We start from the raw sequence: 18279 nt of genomic DNA on the forward strand, positions 1-18279 counted from the left end.
GTTTAGTTAAAAAAAAAGCCCACATTGATTGAAGTTTTGTACAAACTCCTATGTACAGGTTTAGGGCTACCAAGCTGCTCAAGGATCCCTATACAGGTAGGGCCTGCTTTTACAACTTAAACTCACCCTCTCTAATTGTATTAGTGTTGAGTTTGTCAAAAAATAATTACCAATGTGGGCAGTAACAATATTTTATTTAAAAGAACTTATTCCCCGAGTTTGGAAGTGACCAAATCATCCAAAGCCTTAAGTCGGTCAAATGCTGCTTTGGTTCCTTCCGTGCGGTCTATACCGCCTTGCTCAATTTTTGAGGCAAACTGTAAGGCGCACATGGCCAATACATCCTGTTTGTCCCTAACCGCATAGTTTTGCTCAAATTTTTTGGCCAGATTTTCAATGTTCTTGGCCGCTTTACGCAATCCCTCTTCCTGCTTGGGGTCTATCGTTAACGGATACACCCTGTCAGCAATGGAAAGCTTTATTTTGAGCTTCTCCTCCATAATATCGGTCAAACTAATCCGCTAATTTGGCAATGCAAATGTCCAATTCGCGAATCAGTGTATTTATTTTGAGCTTAGCTTCTGTTTTGCTAGTATTACCACCCAGCATTGAGCTTGCCATTTTTAAGGAATTGTACTTTTCTTCCCATTCCAATACGGCGTTCTGCTGAACTTTGTTTTCCTCTTTTGCGAGGTCCAATTCTTCTTTTAACTTGGTGTTGGCCTGATGCATCAATTCCATCTTGTGCAGCAGTTTGCTAACCTTGTTCTCCAAAGAATCAACAATCTCAACTAGTTCGCTCATAATTGCAAACGTCAATGCGTATGATACAAAGTTAACCATCCTTGGATAACCTCGCAATAGTTTTTGTATATATTCTTAAAGTGTTGGTTTAAGTTCTGTAAGGTATCTTAAATCTCTTTTTGGTAATAAAAACATTGGTTACTTTCGTAAACAATAATAATGTACCGTATGCGCCTTACTTTTTTTGGAGTTCTTTTTTTATTGGCTATTACACTCACTGCACAAGAAAAATATCCCCAAGGCGTATTTCAATCCCCTTTGGATATTCCATTGGTCCTCGCGGGTACATTTGGTGAACTCCGTTCCAACCATTTTCATTCTGGAATGGATATTAAAACCCAACAACGGGAAGGTTTGCCCGTATATGCCATCGCCGATGGAACCGTAACGCGCATACATGTTTCCCATTGGGGATATGGAAAGGCCCTATATGTAGCGCACCCCAACGGATATACTTCAGTTTATGCCCACTTAAGGAAATTTGGGCCAGAGATAGAGGAATACATCAAAAAAATGCAGTATGCCAAACAATCGTATGAGGTTGAGGCTTTTCCTGATTATGGCGAATTAAAAGTAAGCAAGGGAAGCGTTATTGCATACTCTGGAAATACTGGAGGCTCCGCTGGCCCCCATCTCCATTTTGAGATACGGAGCAGCGTCACCGAAAAACCGACCAACCCCCTGCTCTATGGTTATGATGTAAGAGACGCCACCAATCCCACCCTGCTTGGTCTTTATGGATATCCATTGTCCGACGATGCGGTGGTGAATGAAAGTGCCAAAATGATTCAACTGAATTTTACAAAGCAACCGGATGGTTCTTTTTTGGCCGATAAGGTTACCGCTACCGGGACCATTGGTTTCGGAATCAATAGTTTTGACCGCTTGGACATGGCCGCCAATAAAAATGGCGTCTACGCCGTAAAACAAACCGTGAATGGCAGAGTACACTCAGCTTATGATTTTGAATCGTTCTCTTTTGGAGAAACCCGATATATCAATACTTTGATTGACTACAATTATTTTGGGAAATACCGGGAACGAATCCAAAAGTGTTTTAAAGAGCCCTACAACCATCTTAGCATTTATAAAACCCTTTACAATGATGGGAAGATTGATGTGGAGGAAGGAATGTCTTACACGGTTGAAATCCTAATCTCAGACGTTGCGGGCAACCAGACCAAATTGGTCATTCCGTTGGAAGGAAAGCAAGAAATCCCAAAAATCAATAAGGATAACGAAGCTACGGAAAACTTCATCATTGCAAGTAAACCCAATAATTTTGATTTGGGAGCGGCGAAGGTATATTTTCCGGCTAGCACCTTCTATGACGATTTTTACATCAATTTAAAGAAGGGGAAGGACACGGTCACCATTCACGATAACAGTGTGGCCGCACATCGTAATTTCACAATTAGTTTTGACCCATCACAATATCCCCCCTCGGAAAGAAAACAGATGTTTATAGCTCGATTGGATGACCGTTTGCGCCCCTCCTACTCCACCACCTACAAACGGGACGGTTCGTTCACCACACGAACACGGGACTTGGGCACCTATACCTTGGCGCGCGATACGGTGGCACCCACCATCACTCCAAAAAATTTCAAGGAAAAACAATGGTTGAGCAATTACAGTTATCTAAGCTTAACTATTTCGGACGACCTTAGCGGAATTGATTCGTACAGGGCCACTTTGAATGGAAAATGGATTCTGATGGAATATGAACCAAAGACCAATACCATTACCTATAATTTTGATGACAATATCGTGAATGACACACAATGTGATCTCGAAGTCATCGTTACGGATAATGTAGGTAATAGTACCACGTTTACCAGTACTTTTTTCAGAAAATAAATCCTTGATCCAGCTAAAGCCCATAACCCTGTTCTTATTACTTCTGTGGGCATCCGGTCTTCATGGACAGACCGCATCGGTTCTGGGTACTATACTGGATGAAAACAACGAACCCATTCCCAATGTGAATATTACCGCAGCGAATTTGGGCACGGTTTCCGATGAAAGCGGGAATTATGTACTGGAACTCACCGCTGATATTCCCAATACCATCACCTTTTCCCATATTGGGCACTCTAATGTGATCTTGGAAAACTTGATTCTGACCACAAACGAAACCTTTGAGTTCAATCCGGTGATGAAAACGGGTGCCATTCAAATTGCTGGTGTGGACGTGTCAGCCACCGGTAAAAAAAGTATTGAGGGGATTACCACGATTCCACCTGAGATTGTCCGAAAAATTCCCGGTACCAACGCGGGAGTGGAAAACATTTTAAAATTACTTCCCGGAGTGTCCTTCAATAATGAATTGAGCACCCAATACAATGTGCGTGGGGGCAATTTTGATGAAAACTTGGTCTATGTCAATGGGATTGAGGTATATCGTTCCTTCTTGATTCGCTCTGCACAACAAGAGGGCTTGAGCTTTGTGAACAGCGACATGATTTCGGATTTGCAGTTCTCTCCGGGTGGCTTTCAAGCCAAATATGGTGACAAGTTATCCTCCGTTTTGGATATCACCTATAAAACCCCAACCTCATTCGAACTAAGGGCAGATGCAAGTCTCTTGGGAGCCAGTGGAAGCTTGGAAACCATATCAAAAAATAAAAAAATCACCACTATCTCAGGGGTACGCTATCGCAACAACGGACTTTTTCTGAACAGCCTTCAGACACAGGGCAACTTTAACCCTCGATTTTTTGATGTGCAGAGTCTGCTCACCTATCGATTCTCCGAGAAGTTCCATCTTAATTTTTTGCGGACCTTTTCTATAAACGATTACACCAATGAGCCCCTGACCCGCCAGACCAACTTTGGGACCCTAAATGACCCAAGAGCTCTTTTGGTCTACTATCAAGGACGGGAGCGAAATAAGTTCACCAACACTTTGGGCGCATTAAAGGCCGATTTATTTCCCAATGACCACGTGAAGCTCGAATTCATTGCGTCCACTTTTCACACGCAAGAACAAGAATTTTCAGATGTTATAGCATCCTATGAATTGGGCGAAGTGGATACCAACCTCGGAAGTGAAACCTTGGGTGAGGTTGTCAACCCAAGGGGGATTGGCTCGCAATTCAATAGGGCCCGAAATCAGTTGGATGCCTTGATTTTTAATGTTTCCCATAACGGTAAAATCGCTAAAAATGAAAGCGTGCTGGAGTGGGGCGTAAAATTTACCCATGAGGATATCAACGATAGGTTTCGGGAATCTGAATTTATAGACTCCGCAGGATATATCGTTCGTCCGCCAAATTCAGGATTGGTGAACAATGAACCGGAAGAACCTTTTACTGCAGACATTCTTCCATTTGAAAGTGTGCAAGCCATCAATGATACCAAAACGAATCGGTTATCGGGCTTTTTACAATATTCCAAACACACCAAATTAGGGGAACACGACGTCTACTACAATTTAGGGGTAAGAGCACAACACTGGGTATTGAAAGGGGAGGTTTTTGAGAAAAATGCCCAAACCGTCTTTAGTCCAAGAGGACAATTCTCCATAAAACCTAACTGGGAAAGGGATATGTTGTTCCGATTGGCCATTGGCAGCTACCAACAGCCTCCTTTTTACAGGGAGCTAAGAGACAGCCAAGGAAACATCAATCCGAATGTTGAAGCTCAAAAATCCATTCATTATGTCTTAGGAAGTGAATACAGTTTTACCCTATGGGAAAGGCCTTTTACCTTAATCAGTGAGGCCTATTACAAGGATATGACCAATGTTAATCCCTACACCGTTGAGGATGTTCGCATTCGTTATGCGGCCCAAAACAATGCTACGGCCTATGCCCTTGGTTTTGATTTCAGGTTGACTGGCGCTTTTGTTCCTGGCACCCAATCTTGGGTAAGTCTCGGCTATCTTAAAACAGAAGAAAATTGGGATGACCGTGGCAACATTTCTCGCCCAACGGACCAACGTCTTAAATTTGCAGTGCTCTTTCAAGATTACGTGCCAAGCATCCCCAACGTGAAGCTCTACCTCAATCTGGTCTACAACACAGGAGTCCCCGGTGGGAGTCCCAATTATGCGGACCCGTACAACTTTCAGAATAGATTAAGAGATTATAGAAGGGCCGATATGGGAATTTCCTATATTTTTGCAGACGAAAAAAACAAACATCCCAAAGGGCATTGGCTCCACAGGTTCAAGGAATTCAGTGTTGGTTTTGAAATTTTCAACATGTTCAACAACCAAAATTCCATCACCAATACTTGGGTCAGGGATGTGGATACGCAACAACAATTCGCCGTGCCCAACTATTTAACAGGCCGTATCCTCAATGTAAAGTTTGGGGTACGTTTTTAAATGATATCGATGAAGAAAATCGTTTCCATGATGCTGTTTTTGACCGTTGCCTTGGCATCGGCCCAGAAAAACATTTATGAGAACCGAAAGTTTGATGAACTTACCGAAGATCACGAAGTTTTGGCCATCCTGCCTTTTATCGCTTATCTGGAACTTAAGGAAGTTGTGGATCGAGACGAACTCAAAGTATTGGCCCAGCGAGAAGGATACGCCGTACAGAATGCTCTGGAAACCTATTTTTCAAAGCGAAAAAAACGGAAAAAGTTCAATGTGGATTTCCAGAACATCACCAATACCAATGCCATTTTGGCCCAGAATGGAATCACTTATGATAATATTGACATCCACACCACGCAGGAGCTCTGCAAGATTCTTGATGTGGATGGAATCATCAACGGCAACCTAAATCTGAACATACTTCTTTCTGAAGGAGTTCCCACCGATTTCAACCTTCTCGATTATTTCAGTGGTGACGCCAATTATGGTCGGATTGGGGTAAAAATCAGTGATGGGAAAACGGGCAAATTACTCTGGAAATACGAAAACCAAATCTCCAAAAAAACCGGAAAGAACACCACGGAACTGATTGATAAAATGATGAAGACTGCTTCTCGAAAGTTTCCTTACGACAAAGAGAAAAAGCGAAAGAACAAGGACGACTAAATCAGTTTTCGGCAAATTCCTTCAAAACCTGAACGGTGTAATCCAACTCTTCCTTAGTGTTGTACATGGAGAAAGAAAAGCGCAATGATGGCTTTTCCAATTCCTCTTCGGGTAAGATTTCCGTGAGTACATGAGACCCTAAATTACTCCCCGATTGACAAGCGCTTCCTTTGGAACAGGCTATTCCTTTCATATCCAAATGGAACAAGAGTATTAACCCCTTTTGTTTGTCAAAAGGTAAGCGCACGTTCACCAAGGTATAGGTACTTTTTTCCATATCATCGGACAAACCATTGAACACAGCTCCCGGAATTTCCTGCTTTACTTTTTGAATGAAATATTGCTTCAATGCTGCCACAGTCTCAGTCTCTTGCCCCAAATGTTCGTAGGCCTTCACAAAAGCCTCTTCCAACCCCACAATATTGTGGAAGGGTTCCGTACCGGCCCTAAAACCTCGTTCTTGTGAACCACCAAAAATCAAAGGCTTCAATCCGGAATTTTTGCGGATAAAAGCAAAACCAATCCCTTTTGGACCATGGAATTTATGCGCAGCCGCCGTCATAAAATCAACTGGAACTGTTTGTACATCCCACGAGTAATGACCGATGGATTGCACCGTATCGGAATGAAACAAAGCCCCATGCTCTCGGCATAATTGTCCGATAGCTTTAATATCAATGATGTTCCCTATCTCGTTGTTCACATGCATTAAACTGACCAATTTCTTGGAATCATCCTGAGACAACAAGGCTTCCAAATGGTCCAGTTTAGGGTTCCCATGTTCATCTAAATCAACATATTGAAGGGAAATACCATATTCCTTTTCCAACTCTTCCGCAGTATGTAACACCGCATGATGCTCAATTTTGGAGGTAATAATGGTCTTTACTCCCAAATCCCGCACTGAACAACGCAAAATCATATTGTCCGCCTCCGTACCACCCGAAGTGAAAATAATTTCGGAAGGCTGGGCATTCAAGGTTTTGGCAATGGTCTTTCGGGCCTTTTCCACAGCCGTTTTGGCCGACCTTCCAAAACTGTGGGTGGAAGATGGATTTCCGTAATAGACCGCCAAGGCCTCTTGCATTTTAGCAATGACCTCATCCCTTACCTGGGTGGTTGCCGCATTGTCCAAATACACTTTTTGCATGATTTGCAGTAGTTTTTGAGGCTTCAAAAATACGGGAAATAAAGTTAATTTCTTTTAAACTATCTCTTTGGATTGGGGTATTAAAATGGAATTGCTTTAAATTTGGCGCATGGGAAAATATTTCTTTCTGACCCTCTTCGCAGGGATGCTACTTTCTTGTAGTGATGGTGATCTACAAATTGAGACTATTGATTTTGATAGTGTTGCGCTTCAATTTTGCACGGCCCCTCAAACCACCGCAAAAAATATCATGTTCAAGATAAATGATGATGAGGCCTTGATTTTGGAACTTCAAAGTGGTGTATTGAACAGGGGTGTGGTTGGTGAAACGGTTACCACCGAAAGTACGGTTCCCGGTCAATCGCAGGTTACGTATCGAATTTTTTCTGATGGGGTGACCAAAAACTATTTCTGTGATGACATACCACTTACCGAACCTACGGTGGTGGATGAAATTGAGGCCCAAGACGGTACCGTGATCATTGAAACGGTCGCGAACGAAGACAACACGGAATTCGTGCACACTATTCGACTAAGCGGCATTTCTTTTGTAACAGACACCGATGAGCGGATTACCGACCTTACGATTAGCGAGTTTGGTGAAGTTACCACGGACATCCCCGAATAATCTTACTAGGCATTCTGGTAAATATAGACCTCAGTGGCTCCCAAACCATACTTTTGGTAATCGGCATCATAATACTTTAGATTATCGTACTTTTTAAAGAGATAGTACAACTCCTCTTTTAGGATACCTTCCCCCACCCCATGGATAAACACTACTTTTTGAATGCGCTTTTCAATGGCAAAGTCTAACTGGCGTTTGGCGGTCTCCAATTGAATGTTGAGAATATCAAAATTACTGAGCCCCTTATTGGATTTTACCAATTGATTAATATGCAGGTCGACCTCCATTTTTGGGGCGTTCCGTTCCTTTGGCTTCACACTGGCTGAAGGTTTCTTTTTAGGTTGCTCCTTTTCATTTTTCACCTGAATCACTTCAAAATTGGAAACTTTTATCCCCTTCTCCCGTTTTATCAATTCCTTGATGGGGTATTTCAAAGGAAACCCGTCCGAAGTGACCAACGTGGCCATATCCCCTTCAATGGATTCTACCCTTCCCGAAATGGCCTCATCCAATACTTCTACCCTATCTCCAATAGCTATTCTACCCATAAACCTCAGCTAAAAAAATCTTGAAAAGTTAATCCCATAAGCAAAAATAATAGTATTTTTCTTGACTATTAAGGCGATGATGTACCTACAACTAACCATTTTCTCACTCAGCCTAAAGGAATATATGCTACCCTGTCTCAACAAGAAATTGTTTGGGGTGGAATGTCCTGGTTGCGGTATGCAACGTTCGGTGCACTTACTCCTTCAAGGAGAATTTATGGAAGCCTTTAAAATGTACCCCGCCATTTACCCCCTAATGCTATTATTGGTCTTTTTGGTTTCCACCATTTTCGTAAAATTCAGATTTGCGAGCCAAATAAAATTAATACTCATGCTCACCACGGCAGGCGCCATTTTAGTGAGCTACCTTATAAAAATGAACATCCTATTTTAACTAAAAACTTAGATTATGGAAAAACAAAAACTACCTAATGCTACGCTTATCCTTGTCTTCGGCATCGTGTCTATTGTTACGTGCTGCTGCTACGGAATCTTTGGTCTTATTTTCGGTGTGATCGCTGTGATTTTAGCCAATAATGCCTTAAAACTTTATGCCGCAGAACCAGAACTGTACGAAGGTGTTCAAAATGTGAAGACCGGTAGGATATTGGCCATTATCGGGATAGTCCTGAACCTTATTTTTATCGCTTACATCGTCTGGATTTACACTACATTTGGATGGGACACCATGCAAGATCCAGAAGCATTGCAAAAAGCATTGGAAGACCTTTTAGGACAATAAAATCATCATTTCTCCATTAGAATGAGCCAATAATATTGGCTCATTTTGGAAATGATTACCGTTTGAAACAACACCAATAAATAACAATAACCCATGGAAAACAACCAAAACATGCCACCAAAACCAAGCAACTATATGGTTTTGGCTATTTTAAGTACACTTTTCTGCTGTATTCCCACCGGGATTGCCAGCATCATTTACGCTTCAAAAGTAAATGAGCACTATGCAAGAAGTGAATATGCAGAAGCGGAAACTGCATCAAAGAATGCAAAGATGTGGGGATTGATAGGAGTTGGCGCAGCCGCTTTGATATGGATTGTCTATTTTGTCTTCTTTGGCTTTGCTATTTTAGGTGGTCTTGCAAATGCAAACTATTAAAAAATCATTTGTATTTATAGGTTTGGGAGTATTGTCTGTCTTGGCAGTACTCCTTTACTTTTCTTTTAATCCTGAGCAAGGGCTGCTTTTCCCAAAATGCCCTTCGTATCAATTCTTGGGAATCTATTGCCCCGGTTGTGGAAGCCAACGCGCTGTACACGATTTACTCCATTTACGTATTGGGGATGCGGTTGCGCATAATGTACTCTTAATTCCCGCATTGTTTGTTCTTGCGCAACATGGACTGGTGAAGACCGGTTTCCTTAAATCCCAAAGCTTCTTGAATTACAGATATGCACCTATCATCGTATTGATTATAGTAGTACTCTTTATGTTCCTTCGGAACCTTAAAATGTATCCGTTTGAATATTTGGCACCTTAGTTAGCCACTTCGCTGATGAATTTTAGGCGATATAGTCGGATTTCTTCATCTTCATAATCCCCATCAAATTCTTCAACAGCTTGTTTGATGGAATCCGAATCCGCTTCCAAAAAGTAGTCATGGATTTCCTCTTGTTGGTCTTCATCCAAAATCTCATCTATCCAATAGCCAATGTCCAGTTTGGTACCACTGAAGACAATTTGTTCCATTTCTTTGATGAGTTCAGGTAATTCCAGTCCTTTGGCAGAGGCAATATCATCCAAAGGCAATTTTCTATCAATACTTTGAATGACGTACAACTTAAGCCCGGAATTTGCCCCAGTACTTTTAACGACCAAATCATCTGGGCGGATGATATCATTCTCATCCACATATTGAGAAATGAGGTTAATGAAAGGTTTTCCATATTTCTTGGCCTTCCCCTCTCCTACACCCTGAATGTTCAAAAGCTCATCCATGGTGATGGGATATTTTAGGGACATATCTTCCAAAGAAGGATCCTGAAACACCACAAAAGGAGGAATCTCCATCTTTTTTGCTTCTCTTTTGCGAAGGTCTTTGAGCAGTTTGAGCAGGTTTTCATCCGCCACAGCCCCTCCGGATTTCCCAGCAGTGACCACAGCATCTTTGCTATCCTCTGTATAAACATGATCCTTCGTCATTTGGAAGGATTCCGGTTTTTGTAGAAAATCCTCACCTGCTTTGGTCAAATTCAAAATGCCGTAGCGTTCAATTTCCTTTTTCAAAAGTCCAGCCACCAAAACCTGTCTTGTAAGGGCCATCCAATACATTTTATCCTTCTCGGCACCAATGCCGAAGAATTTCTTTTCATCTGTTTTGTGGGAAGATATCATTGCATTGGTCTTACCGACCAAAATGCGAACGATTTCCTTGGTTTTGAACTTTTCATTGGTATCCCTAACCACACTCAAAAGCTTGACCACCTCATCCATGGCTTCTTCCTTGGGTTTTGGATTCCTGGAATTGTCGTCCATGTCGGCCCCTTCCCCATTCACGGCATCAAATTCTTCCCCAAAATAATGAAGGATGAACTTTCTTCGGGAGATAGAGGTTTCTGCATAAGCCACAATTTCTTGCAACAGGGCATTTCCAATTTCTTGTTCGGCCACAGGCTTTCCAGACATGAATTTTTCCAATTTTTCAACATCCTTATAGGCATAGAAGGCCAAACAATGCCCTTCGCCGCCATCCCTTCCTGCGCGACCGGTTTCTTGATAATAGCTTTCAATACTCTTGGGAATATCATGATGGATGACAAATCGCACATCGGGTTTATCAATCCCCATTCCAAAAGCGATGGTGGCCACGACCACGTCCACTTCTTCCATCAAGAACATATCTTGATATTTGGACCGGGTCTTGGCATCGAACCCCGCATGATACGGAACTGCACTCACCCCATTGACTTGAAGCACCTGTGCCAATTCCTCTACCCGTTTCCGGCTCAAACAATAAATGATTCCTGATTTACCCTGATTTTGTTTCACAAAACGGATAATATCCGCGTCTACATTCTGGGTCTTCGGTCGGACTTCGTAAAATAAATTGGGTCGGTTAAAGGATGCCTTATAGACTTTGGCATCGGTCATCCCCAAGTTTTTGATGATGTCCTCCTGCACTTTTGGAGTCGCCGTTGCGGTGAGCCCAATAATGGGAATATCATCACCCAATCTACTGATGATGCCTTTTAAGTTTCGGTACTCAGGTCTAAAATCATGGCCCCATTCCGAAATACAGTGTGCTTCATCCACAGCTACAAAAGAAAGGGTAACGTTTCGTAAAAACTCGATATTCTCCTCTTTGGTAAGGGATTCCGGGGCAACATACAGCAGCTTTGTAACGCCATTGATCACGTCTTCCTTCACCTGTTTTACCTCGGTTTTGGTAAGAGACGAATTCAATACATGGGCAATGCCCGTCTGCTCGGAGATACCCCGAATGGCATCCACCTGATTCTTCATCAAGGCAATCAAAGGCGAGACCACAATGGCCGTACCATCCTTCATGATAGCTGGGAGCTGGTAGCAAAGGGATTTGCCCCCTCCCGTGGGCATGATTACAAATGTATCTTTATTGTCAAGTATATTCTGAATTACTTTTTCCTGAAGCCCTTTAAACTTTGAGAAACCAAAATATTTTTTCAGGGAAGCATGTAAATCGGTATCCGTCAAACTCATTTCCGCATTTTTCAATTATTTGCAAGCAACCTCAAATGGTAGTTCAAGCTCATATTTTTTACATCAATCAAAAGTAGGAAGTATTCTATCTTCCATAATGGTACATAAAAGATAGTTTGATTAGTTTTGTAATCTTAAATATAACACATTCTTTTAGGAATACAATTAGATAATCTGTTTATTACATTGAACGACGCCAAGTCTATTTTATCCATCGCCAAAAGAACCCTTGAGATTGAAAGCAAGGCCATCTTCAACTTGATTGACCAACTTGACGAACAATTCGCCCATGCGGTTCAATATATATTGGAATCCAAGGGAAGGGTTGTGGTCTCTGGCGTTGGCAAAAGTGCCATTGTGGCCTCGAAAATTGTGGCCACCCTTAACTCAACCGGTACGCCTGCCTCCTTTATGCACGCTGCGGATGCCATCCACGGGGATTTGGGTACCATTCAGGATGATGATGTGGTGATTTGCCTTTCCAAAAGTGGAAACACTCCAGAGATAAAAGCATTGCTTCCGTTGATAAAAATCGCCAAAAATAAATTGATTGGGGTTACCGGAAACATGGATTCAGTATTGGCAAAACAAGCTGATTTTGTCCTAAAGACTTATGTGGAAAAAGAGGCCTGTCCCAACGATTTGGCTCCAACCACCAGCACTTCGGCCCAAATGGCCATTGGTGATGCCCTTGCGATATGCTTATTGGAATTGAGAGGTTTCAGCAGTTCTGATTTTGCCAAATACCACCCTGGTGGGTCATTGGGCAAAAAACTATATTTGAGGGTAGCAGACATCGTGGTGAACAATCAAAAGCCTCAGGTCGATATCAACACCAGCGTAAAAGAAGTAATTGTGGAGATTTCAGAAAAAATGCTGGGTGTGACCGCTGTTATAAATGAAGGAAAAGTTGTGGGTGTGGTGACTGATGGTGATATCCGAAGGATGCTGAGCAAATACGACAATATTAGTGGGCTGACCGCTCAAGATATAATGACCTCCAATCCAAAAACCGTAGATGTGGATACGTTGGCGGTAAAAGCATTGAAGAAGCTTCAGGAAAGCGGAATTTCCCAGCTTCTTGCATTTGAAAATGGGAATTATGCCGGAGTGGTCCATATCCATAACCTTATAAACGAGGGAATCCTATAATGGCAAAAAAGAACAAAAGCAATCCGGATGAAATGTCCTTTTTGGATCATTTGGAGGAATTACGGTGGCATTTAATTCGTTCCACTCTGGCGATTGTAATCGTCGCTTGTGTGGCATTTGTAATGAAAGACTTTGTCTTTGGAATCATCTTTGGTCCAAAGAGCATGGATTTCCCCACCTATCGTTTTTTCTGCAACATTGCCACCTATTTTGGGATTGATTCGGAGTTTTGTGGGGATGAGCTTCCGTTCACCATTCAGAGTAGATTGATGGCCGGTCAGTTCTCCGCACACATTTGGACCTCCATTTGGGCCGGTGTGATTATTGGCTTTCCCTATATCTTGTGGGAATTGTGGCGTTTTATCAGCCCTGGGCTTTATGAAAAGGAACGGAAACATTCCAAAGGATTTATCATTACCGCCTCTGGGCTATTCTTTTTAGGTGTGCTTTTCGGATACTACGTAGTGGCACCATTATCCATTAACTTTTTGGGTACGTATACTGTATATAATGAAGTTCATAATGACATTGACCTCGCTTCTTACATAGGAACAGTACGTGCTGCTGTGATTGCATGCGGAATCATGTTTGAGCTGCCCATCGTTATTTATTTCCTGACCAAAATAGGATTGGTGACTCCAGAAATCCTCAGAAAGTATCGAAAAATTGCATTGGTAATTGTGTTGATTCTTTCCGCAGTAATCACCCCACCCGATGTTACAAGTCAAATTGTGGTGGCCATTCCTGTACTGATACTATATCAGATAAGTATTTTCATTTCCAAAATCGTAGTGAAGCGAGAGGCCAAAAAAGAAAAAGAGCTAAAAAATGCCAAATAAAGTAGACGAGTTCAATGCCTATCGTTCCAGAATGAACGAGAAGCTCCTAGCTGATAATAACAAGCTTATAAAGCGCATTTTCAATTTGGATACCAACGCTTACATGGCCGGGGCATTGGATGTAAAGACCAAGGAACTTCTGGGATTGGTGGCATCGGCAGTACTCCGTTGTGATGACTGCGTAAAATACCATCTGGAAAGCTCAAAAAAGGCTGGGGCCAATAAAGAGGAAGTCATGGAAACCTTGGGCATCGCCACTTTGGTGGGCGGTACCATTGTTGTTCCCCACCTACGCCGGGCCTATGAATTTTGGGAAGACTTGGAGGAAAACGAAGCATAAAAAAATCCCAAAGACTCTTTTCTTGAAGGAGAATATGTTTAGTTTTGGCAAATTCCTATGAAGCTACGCGCAGAAAATATCATGAAGGCCTACCGCGGCCGAAAAGTTGTAAAGGGCATATCGCTCGAGGTAAACCAAGGTGAAATTGTGGGGCTTTTGGGCCCAAATGGCGCTGGGAAAACCACATCGTTCTACATGATTGTGGGCTTGATAAAACCCAACGGTGGCAACATCTATCTAGACAAGATGGACATTACCGCCTTCCCCATGTACAAAAGAGCACAAAATGGTATTGGGTATTTGGCGCAGGAAGCTTCCGTTTTCCGCAAGTTGAGTATCGAAAAGAACATTCTCAGCGTACTGCAACTGACCAACTTGAGCAAAAAAGAGCAACACATGAAAATGGAGTCGCTCATTGATGAATTTGGTCTGGGACATATCCGTAAAAACCGTGGTGACCTATTGTCTGGAGGTGAGCGCCGCCGTACTGAAATTGCCCGTGCCCTAGCCACCGACCCTAAATTTATTCTATTGGATGAACCTTTTGCAGGAGTAGACCCTGTTGCCGTTGAGGACATTCAGCGTATTGTGGCCCAATTGAAGAATAAAAATATCGGTATTCTCATTACCGATCACAACGTACAGGAAACGTTGGCCATTACCGAGCGGTCCTACTTAATGTTTGAAGGCGGTATCCTAAAAGCTGGGGTTCCTGAAGAATTGGCTGTGGATGAAATGGTGCGTAAAGTCTATTTGGGGCAAAACTTTGAGCTCCGTAAGAAGAAGTTGGATTTTTAGAACCCCTACTCCACCAGAAATTCAAACCCTAAAACTGTACTATTTTCTTGATCCAGTGGAGATATTATAGTTACATCCTCAAACGTATTGTCTTCAAGCTCACTATCGCTAAAATAAAATTTCCATTCGCTTTTGGTCTGCATATCTTGAGACAAGATAAAATCCCCTTTTTCTTTCAATTGAATGCCCAAATGTAAAACGTAGCTGTTTTCCTGAAGCACAGCTGAACAGTTCAACACGGATTCCTCATAATCATCCAAACTGACATCCCCTTCCTCCAAAAAAATTTCATTCTCAGAGAGCACTAATAGAGATGGGGTTTCGAAAATCCCCTTCTTTCTCAACTTTAACCTAAAACTACATGATTGCGCTCCCAAATCCTCGGCTAGGTCGATTGATTTCCCTTTTGTGGTAACAATTTTTCTCGGAATATTTACTGTCAAATAAAGTATTTCATTTTGCACGAAAACAGCTTTGTTTCCTTCAATAGTCGCTAAATTGGTAATTTCTGCTTCTACAGTGACAAAGTCGTAATCATCTTCGTACCGGCAGCAAAAAGAACCGCATAGCAGATAAAGTACGACCAAAGAGTAACCTAGAAATAATTTCATAATAATTTTTTATGGATGTCTAGGTAAGGCTGAATACACTTACGTGTACTTCAACATCCAATTATTTTTCCTTATTAAGTAGTGAGGTTGGAATATATAAAGCAATAACCAATGGTAGTGCTAAAAATTGAAGGATAATCAATAATACTAAACTACAAATTAAAAATAAATAGTACCCCTTTTTGTTATTAAACTGCAATTATCAATTTGTAAAATAAAAAAAGACGTGATTGAATGAACGCACAAGTAACATTTAATTGTCGCTTTCATAGCTCTTATTTCTTTCTTTCCCTCAATTTTACCTCTATATCCGGAGCAATGGATTTTAAGTGCGCAATAAAGTCCATTTTGTCCTTTGGAGAAATAATCACACTATTGTATTTGCCATAAAGTATTTCCAACCTATCCAATGAAGCTGCTGGGGATGAAATTGGATTGTAGGTTTCCGAAATTCTTGTTATGGATTCAATTGGAACTTCTTTTTTGACCCAAAAAAAAGACTTCACCCACAACGTCTTTCCATGGATTTCATAGGATATGGAAAAAAATATAAGCAGCACCAATACTAATACCACTACTTGAATAACCACACCAATCCATAATTCTGATTTAACCTGCTGGTATATTCCCACTGCAAAGATTATGAATACAAAAGCCAATAATCCCCATCCAATTTTTGAAGGGTAAATCTTGTCTGCTTTATTTTCCATCTTTTTCAGAAATCAATAGTGATGCTAGTATGTAAAAAACTATAATCAGCGGAATGGCCAAAAACTTTAGGGTGAGCAGCATCACCAAACTGCCAATCAAAAACAAATACTTTACCCCATTATCCTTAAAACTCCAATTTTTGAATTTTAAAGCAAAAAGTGTAATGGAAGAATTCAACAAATACGCACTGACCACAGTCAATCCCAATAAAAACCACTGATTGAGAATAATACTGCTAAGGGTTTCATTGTTGTGATACAGCAAAATCAAGGGTAAGGAAAGTATCAGCAACGCATTGGCGGGAGTTGGCAATCCCTTGAAGGAAGAAACCTGGTCCTCATCCACATTGAACTTGGCCAATCGATATGCGGATGCGAGTGTGATCAAGAATCCGACAAAAGGCAGTACCGTCATTTCATCATCATGTCCGAAAAAACCAAGGTTCCAGCCTCCGCGCTCGGCCATATTCAGTAATTGGAACATGACAATACCCGGAACCAATCCACTGGTGATCACATCCGCCAAAGAATCCAACTGAAGTCCAACTTCACTTTTTACATCAAGGACACGTGCGGCCAATCCATCAAAAAAATCAAAGAATATTCCAATAAAAACAAAGAGGGCGGCCAACTCCAAATGGTTGAGCACCGCAAAAACAGTGGCAATGCATCCACTTAAAACATTCATTAGGGTTAGCAAATTGGGAATATAGGACTTCATACAATTCGGTTTCCGTAAAAATAAGGGAAAAAACAAACTGTTGGATTTTGATAATGGGCTGAGTCGTATTTATTCTGATATTTGCCGTGATACATTTAAAAATGAGACAACGGTTTTTACTATTGCTACTCTTGGTTGCGCTCCGAGCATTTCCCCAAGCGCCGCAACTTTCAGAGAAATCCCAAATAAGCCTGCTCACCTGTGCAGCTGGGGATGAGTTGTATTATGCCTTTGGTCACAGTGCATTTCGTGTCCAGGACCCTGTTTTGGGAATCGATGTCGTCTATAACTATGGAACCTTTGATTTTAACCAACCCAACTTCTACCTCAATTTTGTAAAAGGGCGCATGATCTATTCGCTCTCGCGAAGAAGTTTTGATCATTTCTTATTTGAGTATGAGCTCGAAAAACGATGGGTAAAAGAACAGATTTTTGATCTAACCCTTGAAGAGCGAAATCAATTGCTTGCATTTTTTGAAGAAAATTATCTGCCCCAAAATCGGGATTACTTGTACGATCCCCTTTTGAACAATTGCTCCAGCATATCTGGGACCATTTTAAAAGAACAATATGGTGATGCCATCGTTTTTGATGGCTCTTATTTGGAGAAACAGTATACGTTTAGACAACTCGTCCGGCAATTTTTGGAAGTGAACTCGTGGTCCATGTTCGGCATTGACCTTGCGTTTGGCTCCCGAGTTGACCGTACCGCGACAGTTCAGGAACACATGTTTCTGCCGTATTATGCCATGACGCAAATTCAGCACACCACCAAAGACGGAAAACCGTTGTTGAAGCGGGAGCGCACCATTCTCAATTATGCGGAACATACAAAGCAGAGCTTTTTTCCGCTCACACCGCTATTCTGGTTTACCTTGCTATTGGTGTTCACGGGTATTGTCACCTATTTTGATTTCACCCACAAAGTCAAAAGTCGGTGGTTGGACTTTTCCCTGTTTCTGATTACCGGATTGATTGGAATTTTTCTATTGTTTCTCTGGTTTGCCACGGATCATACCTCAACACCCAACAACTTTAACATATTATGGGCCTTTCCGCTCAATGCCATTGTCGCCTTTATTTTAGTGTTTGAGGACAAATTGCCAGACTGGTCATCAAAATACATGTATGGCATGTTGGGACTGATGGGACTGATGCTTATACTATGGGTATTGCACGTACAGATTTTTTCACCCGTGTTGATTCCATTACTTTTGACGTTGGCCATCCGATACGCCTATCTTATTCGATATTCCAAAATGTAGGATTGGCCACTAAAGAA

The 18279-nt window shown here is 41.7% G+C and carries 21 protein-coding genes and 1 other RNA gene; 13 read left to right on the forward strand and 9 right to left on the reverse strand.

The window, feature by feature from the left end:
• Positions 1-42 precede the first annotated feature (42 nt).
• From ssrS to ACFSJE_RS14905, 3 genes are all read right to left on the reverse strand, one after another.
• Positions 43-152, reverse strand: a non-coding RNA gene (gene ssrS, locus ACFSJE_RS14895) — 6S RNA.
• A gap of 54 nt (positions 153-206) precedes the next feature.
• On the reverse strand, positions 207-500 hold the full coding sequence (locus ACFSJE_RS14900; RefSeq protein ID WP_379832299.1) for a cell division protein ZapA: 294 nt from the start codon (positions 498-500) through the stop codon (positions 207-209).
• Between the two features lie 13 nt (positions 501-513).
• Positions 514-804, reverse strand: coding sequence for a hypothetical protein (locus tag ACFSJE_RS14905; protein WP_379831656.1), 291 nt, complete (start codon positions 802-804; stop codon positions 514-516).
• 168 nt (positions 805-972) lie between these two features.
• Between ACFSJE_RS14905 and ACFSJE_RS14910 the strand changes: the two genes are divergently transcribed.
• Genes ACFSJE_RS14910 through ACFSJE_RS14920 form a run of 3 tightly spaced genes read left to right on the forward strand, consistent with a single transcriptional unit; the run spans position 973 to position 5800 of the window.
• The gene (locus ACFSJE_RS14910; protein ID WP_379831657.1) at positions 973-2664 is read left to right on the forward strand and encodes a M23 family metallopeptidase; all 1692 of its coding nucleotides are present in this window, start codon (positions 973-975) and stop codon (positions 2662-2664) included.
• Positions 2665-2668: 4 nt separating this feature from the next.
• Positions 2669-5137: a TonB-dependent receptor gene (locus ACFSJE_RS14915; protein WP_379831658.1), complete on the forward strand. Its 2469-nt coding sequence runs from the start codon at positions 2669-2671 to the stop codon at positions 5135-5137.
• Between the two features lie 9 nt (positions 5138-5146).
• A complete protein-coding gene (locus tag ACFSJE_RS14920; protein ID WP_379831659.1) occupies positions 5147-5800 on the forward strand; it encodes a hypothetical protein in 654 nt (217 codons plus the stop codon).
• A gap of 1 nt (position 5801) precedes the next feature.
• On the opposite strand, the gene ACFSJE_RS14925 is transcribed toward ACFSJE_RS14920, so the two are convergent.
• Positions 5802-6950, reverse strand: coding sequence for a cysteine desulfurase family protein (locus ACFSJE_RS14925; protein WP_379831660.1), 1149 nt, complete (start codon positions 6948-6950; stop codon positions 5802-5804).
• Positions 6951-7059: 109 nt separating this feature from the next.
• On the opposite strand from ACFSJE_RS14925, the gene ACFSJE_RS14930 reads away from it, so the two are divergent.
• Entirely contained in the window at positions 7060-7578 is a 519-nt protein-coding gene (locus ACFSJE_RS14930) for a hypothetical protein (RefSeq protein WP_379831661.1), read from the forward strand.
• A gap of 5 nt (positions 7579-7583) precedes the next feature.
• Here ACFSJE_RS14930 and ACFSJE_RS14935 read toward each other — a convergent pair whose 3' ends face one another.
• The gene (locus ACFSJE_RS14935) at positions 7584-8126 is read right to left on the reverse strand and encodes a Smr/MutS family protein (protein ID WP_379831662.1); all 543 of its coding nucleotides are present in this window, start codon (positions 8124-8126) and stop codon (positions 7584-7586) included.
• Positions 8127-8205: 79 nt separating this feature from the next.
• Here ACFSJE_RS14935 and ACFSJE_RS14940 point away from each other — a divergent pair, with 79 nt between their 5' ends.
• From ACFSJE_RS14940 to ACFSJE_RS14955, 4 genes are all read left to right on the forward strand, one after another.
• Positions 8206-8520: a DUF2752 domain-containing protein gene (locus ACFSJE_RS14940; protein ID WP_379831663.1), complete on the forward strand. Its 315-nt coding sequence runs from the start codon at positions 8206-8208 to the stop codon at positions 8518-8520.
• Between the two features lie 15 nt (positions 8521-8535).
• Complete coding sequence (locus ACFSJE_RS14945; RefSeq protein ID WP_379831664.1) at positions 8536-8868, forward strand: CCC motif membrane protein; 333 nt, start codon at positions 8536-8538, stop codon at positions 8866-8868.
• Between the two features lie 93 nt (positions 8869-8961).
• Complete coding sequence (locus tag ACFSJE_RS14950) at positions 8962-9246, forward strand: CD225/dispanin family protein (RefSeq protein ID WP_379831665.1); 285 nt, start codon at positions 8962-8964, stop codon at positions 9244-9246.
• A 40-nt stretch (positions 9247-9286) separates the two neighbouring features.
• Positions 9287-9628 (forward strand): DUF2752 domain-containing protein, encoded by a 342-nt coding sequence (locus ACFSJE_RS14955; RefSeq protein WP_379831666.1) that lies wholly within the window; start codon positions 9287-9289, stop codon positions 9626-9628.
• Here the strand turns inward: ACFSJE_RS14955 and ACFSJE_RS14960 are convergent.
• Entirely contained in the window at positions 9625-11826 is a 2202-nt protein-coding gene (locus tag ACFSJE_RS14960; protein ID WP_379831667.1) for a RecQ family ATP-dependent DNA helicase, read from the reverse strand. The two genes, ACFSJE_RS14955 and ACFSJE_RS14960, sit on opposite strands and share 4 nt — an antisense overlap.
• Positions 11827-12012: 186 nt before the next feature.
• Between ACFSJE_RS14960 and ACFSJE_RS14965 the strand changes: the two genes are divergently transcribed.
• Genes ACFSJE_RS14965 through lptB form a run of 4 tightly spaced genes read left to right on the forward strand, consistent with a single transcriptional unit; the run spans position 12013 to position 14955 of the window.
• Positions 12013-12978, forward strand: coding sequence for a KpsF/GutQ family sugar-phosphate isomerase (locus tag ACFSJE_RS14965; protein WP_379831668.1), 966 nt, complete (start codon positions 12013-12015; stop codon positions 12976-12978).
• A complete protein-coding gene (gene tatC / locus ACFSJE_RS14970) occupies positions 12978-13817 on the forward strand; it encodes a twin-arginine translocase subunit TatC (protein ID WP_379831669.1) in 840 nt (279 codons plus the stop codon). The genes ACFSJE_RS14965 and tatC overlap by 1 nt, the downstream gene beginning before the upstream one ends.
• On the forward strand, positions 13807-14157 hold the full coding sequence (locus ACFSJE_RS14975) for a carboxymuconolactone decarboxylase family protein (protein ID WP_379831671.1): 351 nt from the start codon (positions 13807-13809) through the stop codon (positions 14155-14157). The genes tatC and ACFSJE_RS14975 overlap by 11 nt, the downstream gene beginning before the upstream one ends.
• Before the next feature lie 57 nt (positions 14158-14214).
• On the forward strand, positions 14215-14955 hold the full coding sequence (gene lptB, locus ACFSJE_RS14980; protein ID WP_379831672.1) for an LPS export ABC transporter ATP-binding protein: 741 nt from the start codon (positions 14215-14217) through the stop codon (positions 14953-14955).
• A 5-nt stretch (positions 14956-14960) separates the two neighbouring features.
• On the opposite strand, the gene ACFSJE_RS14985 is transcribed toward lptB, so the two are convergent.
• The 3 genes from ACFSJE_RS14985 to ACFSJE_RS14995 all read right to left on the reverse strand — a co-directional run bounded on the left by ACFSJE_RS14985 (position 14961) and on the right by ACFSJE_RS14995 (position 16997).
• Positions 14961-15566: a hypothetical protein gene (locus ACFSJE_RS14985; RefSeq protein ID WP_379831673.1), complete on the reverse strand. Its 606-nt coding sequence runs from the start codon at positions 15564-15566 to the stop codon at positions 14961-14963.
• Positions 15567-15841: 275 nt separating this feature from the next.
• Positions 15842-16276, reverse strand: a complete 435-nt coding sequence (locus ACFSJE_RS14990) for a PH domain-containing protein (protein ID WP_379831674.1) — start codon at positions 16274-16276, stop codon at positions 15842-15844.
• Positions 16266-16997 carry a CDP-alcohol phosphatidyltransferase family protein gene (locus tag ACFSJE_RS14995; RefSeq protein WP_379831675.1) on the reverse strand — a complete coding sequence of 244 codons (732 nt, stop codon included), beginning with the start codon at positions 16995-16997 and terminating at the stop codon, positions 16266-16268. Before ACFSJE_RS14995 ends, ACFSJE_RS14990 begins: the two co-directional genes overlap by 11 nt.
• Positions 16998-17098: 101 nt before the next feature.
• Here ACFSJE_RS14995 and ACFSJE_RS15000 point away from each other — a divergent pair, with 101 nt between their 5' ends.
• Entirely contained in the window at positions 17099-18262 is a 1164-nt protein-coding gene (locus tag ACFSJE_RS15000; RefSeq protein ID WP_379831676.1) for a lipoprotein N-acyltransferase Lnb domain-containing protein, read from the forward strand.
• Positions 18263-18279 lie beyond the last annotated feature (17 nt).

Origin of the sequence: Flagellimonas iocasae (genome assembly GCF_042682725.1) — a bacterium.
Taxonomy (GTDB): domain Bacteria; phylum Bacteroidota; class Bacteroidia; order Flavobacteriales; family Flavobacteriaceae; genus Flagellimonas; species Flagellimonas iocasae.